Genomic DNA, 6,573 nt, shown 5'->3' with positions numbered 1-6,573 from the left:
TGAATGAAGCTTCCAATGCAGGCGGTCGGTCGAGACGGCGATGCCCGAGCGCGTCTGATTATCCTCGTCGCGGCCGGAGAAGCCGGGAAAGGTCGGCTGAGCGGCTTCGGGGACGCCCAGACCGGTGGGCCAGATGTTCCAGGCGTAAGGGCGGAAGGCAAAACTGAGGTAGTAGAGGCCGTCGAGTTTGACGATGCGGGGGTCTTGCACCGTGCCGTACCGGTTGCCGGCCATTTCGGGCGTGAACACCGGCTGGTCGCTGACGTGACGAAAGTGCACGCCATCGCCGCTTTCGAGAAGTCCGATGTAGCAGTGGAATGGTCGCAGCCCGCCAGCCGCACGTTCATAGAGGTACACTTTGCCGTTTTCATAGAGGGCGGCCGGGTTGAACGTGACAGCTCTTCGCCAGGGGTAGAGCCCGGGGCGGACAATGGGGTTTTCGGGGCAACGCCGAAACATGACGGTCGACATGGGCAGATACCTCGCTCGGAAGATGTAGTATGTTCGGTGACGGAACCGGTTTTCTTTTCTCTGTTGGCCATCCCTCGGCAGGCCGCTGGATGTCCGGTGCGGCCGGGTCAGACGCAGCGATCGCAGTGTTGGCAGCTTCTACTATCAGCTTCCACAGTTCGGATCTGCCAGCACATTCTCCCCGCTGTAACAAAGCTGAAAGATGCCGAAGTCGCGTTGGTCGACATCGCCATCGTGGTCGAAGTCGGCGGCCTCGAACTGAACCATGGTGCAGGCGGGAGACGCTGAACCAGGAACGCCTGGGCCGGTCGCACAGGATTCGAACCGGGCGAAGTCGTCGGCATCCACGTCGCAGTCATTGTCAAAGTTTCCGGGCACGGGCGGAAGCTGATACCAGAATGCGACGGACGTGTACTCGGCCCCGACGAGGGCGTAACGGCATTCGATGTCAACCCGGATTGACTGGCAGAACGGCACGCGGTCGGCGATGTACCAACGGTATTGGTCTGCCCGGGCGATCGGGGTCGCATCGCGGCGCACGTAGATGATTCCATGAAGGGGGCGAGTAGCCGAGGGAGGGTAGGTACCCTCTGGTTCGTCTGACTGCACCGCGACCCAATTGTAGTAATAGCCGCCGTTGTAGGCGTCCTCGGTGCCGGTGCCGTAGCATGTCGTCACCCCATCCACGGCGATAACCTCGTCACCCTCCAGCATGCTGAATGCGTTCCTGGATTCGTGGATGTACAGGAGGTTGCCCACGTAGTGCCCGCAACCGTCGGCGGAGAGGATGGGGTGGAAGACCTGCCCGGACTGGCGGATGGTATTGCTGGTCTTGGCGTGCAAGTACCCCAGGGCCGGATCGAACGAGCCAGGCTCGTACTCGACGACGGCGGAGTCCACCGGGACGGCATCCGCGCCGGTATTTGACAACACAACTGACACGGAGCGGCGGAACGGCATGGGCCAGTAGCAATAGAAGCCGTCAGGCGAATCGGTACCCAGTGGAATGCTGCGGTAGGGTGCCCGCGATCTGCCGGCACCGAAGAAGCAGGCGACGGAGGCGTCGACGGCCGGCTCAGCGGCGTTGTCATAGAATACGAGCAGACGAAGGTTCTCCAGTTGCTCTTCGGTCGCCGTTTCCATCCGCACGTTGAGCCGGCGAATTACGCCCGGACCGGCCAAACAGGCCAGCGTAATCGACTCGCCGGCAGAAACAGTCGTGGCCGTCGTGTCGAGCCGCACCGCCGTGGGGCTGGTCCCGGCCGGATGCCGGCCTGCATTGTTGAACATCGCCGCCGTCGCATCGCGGGCCGCCTGCTGTTCGGGCGTCAGCGTGCCGGTGTACGAGCGGACGTCAGTGCCCGGCGGGAAGGTCATATAGGTGTACTGATAGTAGTGCCGCCTGGCCGACCAGGATCCATCGGTAGGTAATTGCTGGTTGACCGTCTCGATCTTCAATGACTGGGCAAAGGGGATCGGTTCGTAGCAGACCTGCCCGCCGGCACATGTGGTGACAAGAGGCGCGGAAAAGTACCCGAAACCTCCGCCGAGCAGGGCCAGGCTGTTCGTGTCTATGCGGGGCGTCGTCTCTTCGTCAAAGAACATGCGTACGACGAACGATTGCTTGGCGGTCAGGTGAGGCATCCAGAAGCGGTAGATCACGCCAGGGCCGCTGATCGTCCTGACCGTGGCCGGAACCGGCTGGGTCTGGAGCCCCGGTGGGTCGTCGTACTGACTGTAGTCGGCATTAGCTCCGGCGCGGTCGTAGCTGGAGGCAAGTCCTGCGCGCGCTCCGGTCTGAATCCGGCTCCAGTGTTGCCACTCCAGGTAGTCATCGTAACCCGAGGCGGCCTGTCCATGGCAAGAACGGGCAATACCCGCCAACACCGCCAGGATCAATACCGTGGTTCTCATGTTTTTCGTCCCCGGTTGCCGAGGCCTTTCCCTGAGCGGCCGACGAAAGATGCGTCAACAAGGCGTTCTCGATGCTTCGCCCCATTGCCCTGCGAGGTAAGGGGACGGAGGGCGATCGTTTGCTGCGGCCGCGGCGGTCAAGATTGCGGCGAGGTTCCCGGAGCGCTGGTCGGCGGGCTCAGCGAAAGGCCCAGTTTGCCGCCCAGCTCGATCACCTTGCCGATGATGTTCTCCGGGTCTTTCCCGTTCTTGACGATCAGTTCGTAGGCTCGCTGCACTTCGGTCTTGGCCGCTTCGAGGTCAGCTTCACGGCTCTTGGCGCCATCGGCCAATGCCCGCTGATAGAAAGCCTCGGCCGCGTGGTAACGGACCGATGCGACCTCCGGCTCAAGCTGCGTTGCCTGTCGCAGGCGCGCCACTGCCTCGTCGTAGTTCTTGAGCAACAGTTGGCACCATCCCAGGGTGTCGATAACACTGCCGTTGTCGGGGGCGGTTTGGACGGCCGCTTCGGCGTGAGGCAGTGCGGCCTGGGGGTCGTTCAAATACGTCATGAGCAGGTACGCCAGATTGTTGCGCGCAACCGTGTGCCTCGGCTCCAGTTGAATCATTTCTTCGTATAGCTTCACGGCCTCGTTGTATTGCCGGGTTTTCTGATGAGCGAGGTCCGCCATCTGAGCCTTCAGCCACAACAACACGGTCTTGTTCCTGGCATTGTCGGGTTTGATGGTGTCGGCCAACTCGCGGAAAGCCTGGATGGACACGGAGGGTTCGCGCTGATCCCGCTGGACCAGGAGAAGGAGCAGCTTGGCCATGGGATTGTCGGGTTCGGCGTCTGCCCGTTTCGTGGCCGCGGCTGCGGCGGCATCGGCCGTAAGACGTCCACTGGTGATGTCGCCGAGGATCATGCCGGTGGCCAGACCGAGGTCGATGTGGCCGTCCTGGATCGAGGCCAGATAATGTTCAATTGCCTTCTCGGCGTCATGCTTGCCGGCATGGGCGCTGGCCACGAATAGGTGCACGATCGGCAGGGCCTGCTGCGCTGGGGCCATCTTGTCCTTGACGAAAGCCAGCAGTTCATCGAATTGACCCAGTTGGAGACAGAGCCTGAAGAAGGAGTCCAATCTCGCGGGGTCGTATTGGCCGTCGGCCGTCTTGCTTTTCTCTGCGGCCTCTCGCGCGAAACGAATGGCGTCGCCATGCTGGTTGCGACTCATGGCCACGTTGGCCCGCATCGCCGGCCAGATCGGGTTCTGAGGATCCGCCTGGGCTCTGGCTGCCAGCAGACTATCCGTCGCGGTCCTGCGATTGACCACCTTTGACTCGTAGGTGTTCACCAGCGTCTCGATGGCCTGAAGGTGGTTGCTGCTTTCCGAAAGAATGGACTGAAGCTCGTTGATTGCCGATTCGTACTGTCCGATCTCGTTATAAGCCCGAGCCAGCAGGACCCGCAGCGAGTAGTTCTGATAGGCGGGGTCGAGCCGCTTTGCCTCCTGGAGATCCCTGATGCCCTCGTTCCATCGCCGGATCAGCAGATAGGTTTGGCCGCGGTACGAATAACCGACGGGGTCCTGCGGCATGTTCTTGATGTAGTTGCTGAACGACTCGATGGTCCTGGCGTCGTCGCCTTTCATGGCATTGAGCCGGCCCTCGAGCAGATGCACCCGGTGATCGTCCGGGAACAGTCCCCGGAAGTCGCTGATTTCCTTCTCGATTTCCGGAGCGCGCCCGACGTCGCCGGTCTGGAGCAGCATGTCAACGAGCGCCAGGCGAGGTTCTTTCTGGGCATCCAATTGCGGGAAGTGCTTGGCGACGGCCTCAATCAATCGACGCTGCCACTGGACGGCTTCATTGGTGCGACCGGTCATTCGGAAGTACTTCACCAGATTGTTGATGACCTCCGGGCGATCGCTCATTTTCGCCGCTTCGAGGAATTCGTTGTCGAGGTCGGCCTGCTGGCTTGCGGGGATGCCGCCGTACTGGTGTCTGAGTTTGTTGCCGACCAAAGCCGCTCGCAGGAGCTGCACCGTCGCTTTCTGATGGGCGTCGTTCCGGTCGATTGACTGGGCAAGTTTGTCGAGCACCTTTTCGGCCGCGTCGTATTCCCTGCGTTGGGTCAGCAGGGTCGCGCAACGCTCGGCTGCCTGCAGGTTGGCGGGATCGAGGGCGTGGCATTCCTGATAGGTTTTCAAGGCGTCGTCCAGCCTGTTCACCCGCTGGTAGAGGGCGGCCAAGGCCATGAGATTCTCGACGTCCTGGGGTTTTTCCTTGCGTGTCGCCTCACGTTGGACGATCGCTTGGTTGGGATCCATCTGCTCTCGGCGAGCGGCGAGCCGGGCCTGCACCCACGGGTTCTGCGGGGCGATCTTCTCGCAGGCGTCGAGGAGGTTGTTCAACGTCTCGAAATCGCCTTGGGATTCGGCGACCATGCCCAACCCCACGAGCGCAAGACCGTTTCGCGGATCGAGTTGCCTGGCGACCTCGAGCGCCTTCTTGGCTTCCGCGTGCTGCTTCAGTCCTATGTGTGAGAAGCCGAGCCAGACGTGGGCCATCGCATGCTGCGGGAAGGCGTTCACCGCAAGCTGGAGCGAGTCTCTTGCTTTCTTTGCGTTTTCCTGCGGATCCAAGCCGGCACCGGCCTGGGCCAGGAACAAGCGGCCTCGGTAGAGATGCCCGTTAGGGGTTGGATCCAGGCCGGTCCTGGCGGCCAAGGGGATACATCTCTCGGCCAGCGACCAGTCCTGGTTTCTAGTGGCGAACAGGAATATCTCCTCAACGACGGGCCCTTGGTCGGGCTCCAAAGCCATCGCCAGTATCTTGGCCGCTTGTTCGGCCGCTTGCGCCTTGGTTTTCTCCATGCGGCGATAGATGTCGAACAATTGGACCGCAACCTGGTAGGGGTCGTCCCCTTTCCTGATGAGGTCTTCCAGGCCGCGGATCTTTTCCTCGTCGTTCATGTCGGGATCTGCGGCGATGGCGAACCGCTCGATGGCTTTTGCGATGTTCGAGTAGCGTTCGCGTTCGGCAGCCGGTTGAGTTGCCGAGTCCGCCGCGGCTATTCTTCTGGACACGGCGGAACGCGCCTCATTGATGATCTTGTGAATATCGGCCGCAATTCCGGCTTTGCCGGACTCATCCGCCCGAGCGTGGCGATCGCTCAGGATTCTGACAAGGATCTCAAGCGCGGAGGTGTTCAGGGGATCCGCCGCCAGCAGTTCCTTCAACATCTTTTCCGCTTCCGCGATCTTGGCCTCGTCGCTGCCGGCCTGCATGGCCGTGATCATTGCCTCGCGGAGTTTCAACTGCTCCGGCGAGATTCCCATTTTGGAGACGATTTCGTTGGCGCTTTCTTCATCACCCATCGCCCGGTAGATCCGGGCGAGCGTATCAAGTGCCTGGCGATTGTTGGGGTCGTACCTGAGCGCCTCTTTGACCGCGTTGGAGGCCGCCGTGAGAGCGGTTACGTATGTCGGGCTCGCGGGATCCGCGGCTTGAAGTCGTGCCTCGCCGAGCAGGGTCCATGCAGCGGCATTGGACGGCGACTCGCTGACCAGAAGCTCCAATTGGGTTACGGCGGGGCCGAAGGCCCGCGTTCGCAGATACAAGCTGGCCAGGGTCTGCCGCAATTCCGGGGGAGGGGACGGGAAGGCCTTGACCGCCTGCTCAAGCTTGCTGATGGCTCCGTTGATGTTATCCTCGACCATCAGCAAGCGTCCTTTCATGAACAATGCCCACTGGTGTTGCTCTCCGGCGGCCGTGTCCGCCACGGTCTGGTTGTACAATTCGGTCATCTCGTTGATGACGGCCTTCTTCGCCCGGTCCCGTTCGTCGGCCGACGACGGTTTTTGCAGCAGCGCGTACAACCTCGTCATGTTGATCTTGAAACAATCCTCTCGCAGGTTCATCATCCGGATCGTGTCGATGCCGGCGAGGTAATGTTTGCGATTGTAACCACGATTCAGACGGCTCTTGAGGACCTGAATGGCTTTATCCGGTTCTTCTTGTGCGAGATAGACGCGAGCGAGGCCTTGGTAAGCGTCGAACGTGTCGGCGTTAATCCGGATCGCCTGCTCGTAGTATTTCCTGGCGAGGGCCCGGTATTCCTCGCGATGTTTCTTCTGCTCTTCCTCCGTTTGTCCGGGGGGGCGTCTGGTTTGCCAGAATCGCGCCAGGCCGGTGAGGACCTCGACG

The 6,573-nt window shown here is 61.4% G+C and carries 3 protein-coding genes; all 3 read right to left on the bottom strand.

Annotated features, from left to right (window positions below):
* Positions 1–471 (bottom strand): glycosidase (locus tag PLL20_15020; protein ID HPD31302.1); only part of this gene is annotated, 471 nt, incomplete at its 3' end.
* Positions 472–615: 144 nt separating this feature from the next.
* Complete coding sequence (locus PLL20_15015) at positions 616–2,385, bottom strand: DUF2961 domain-containing protein (GenBank protein ID HPD31301.1); 1,770 nt, start codon at positions 2,383–2,385, stop codon at positions 616–618.
* Positions 2,386–2,522: 137 nt separating this feature from the next.
* Positions 2,523–6,573 (bottom strand): tetratricopeptide repeat protein (locus PLL20_15010; protein HPD31300.1); only part of this gene is annotated, 4,051 nt, incomplete at its 5' end.

It is taken from the genome of Phycisphaerae bacterium (assembly GCA_035384605.1).
In the GTDB taxonomy this organism is placed as follows: Bacteria; Planctomycetota; Phycisphaerae; order UBA1845; family PWPN01; genus JAUCQB01.
The sequence above is the reverse complement of the archived record's forward strand: the minus strand, read 5'-3'. Positions and strand labels throughout refer to the sequence as shown.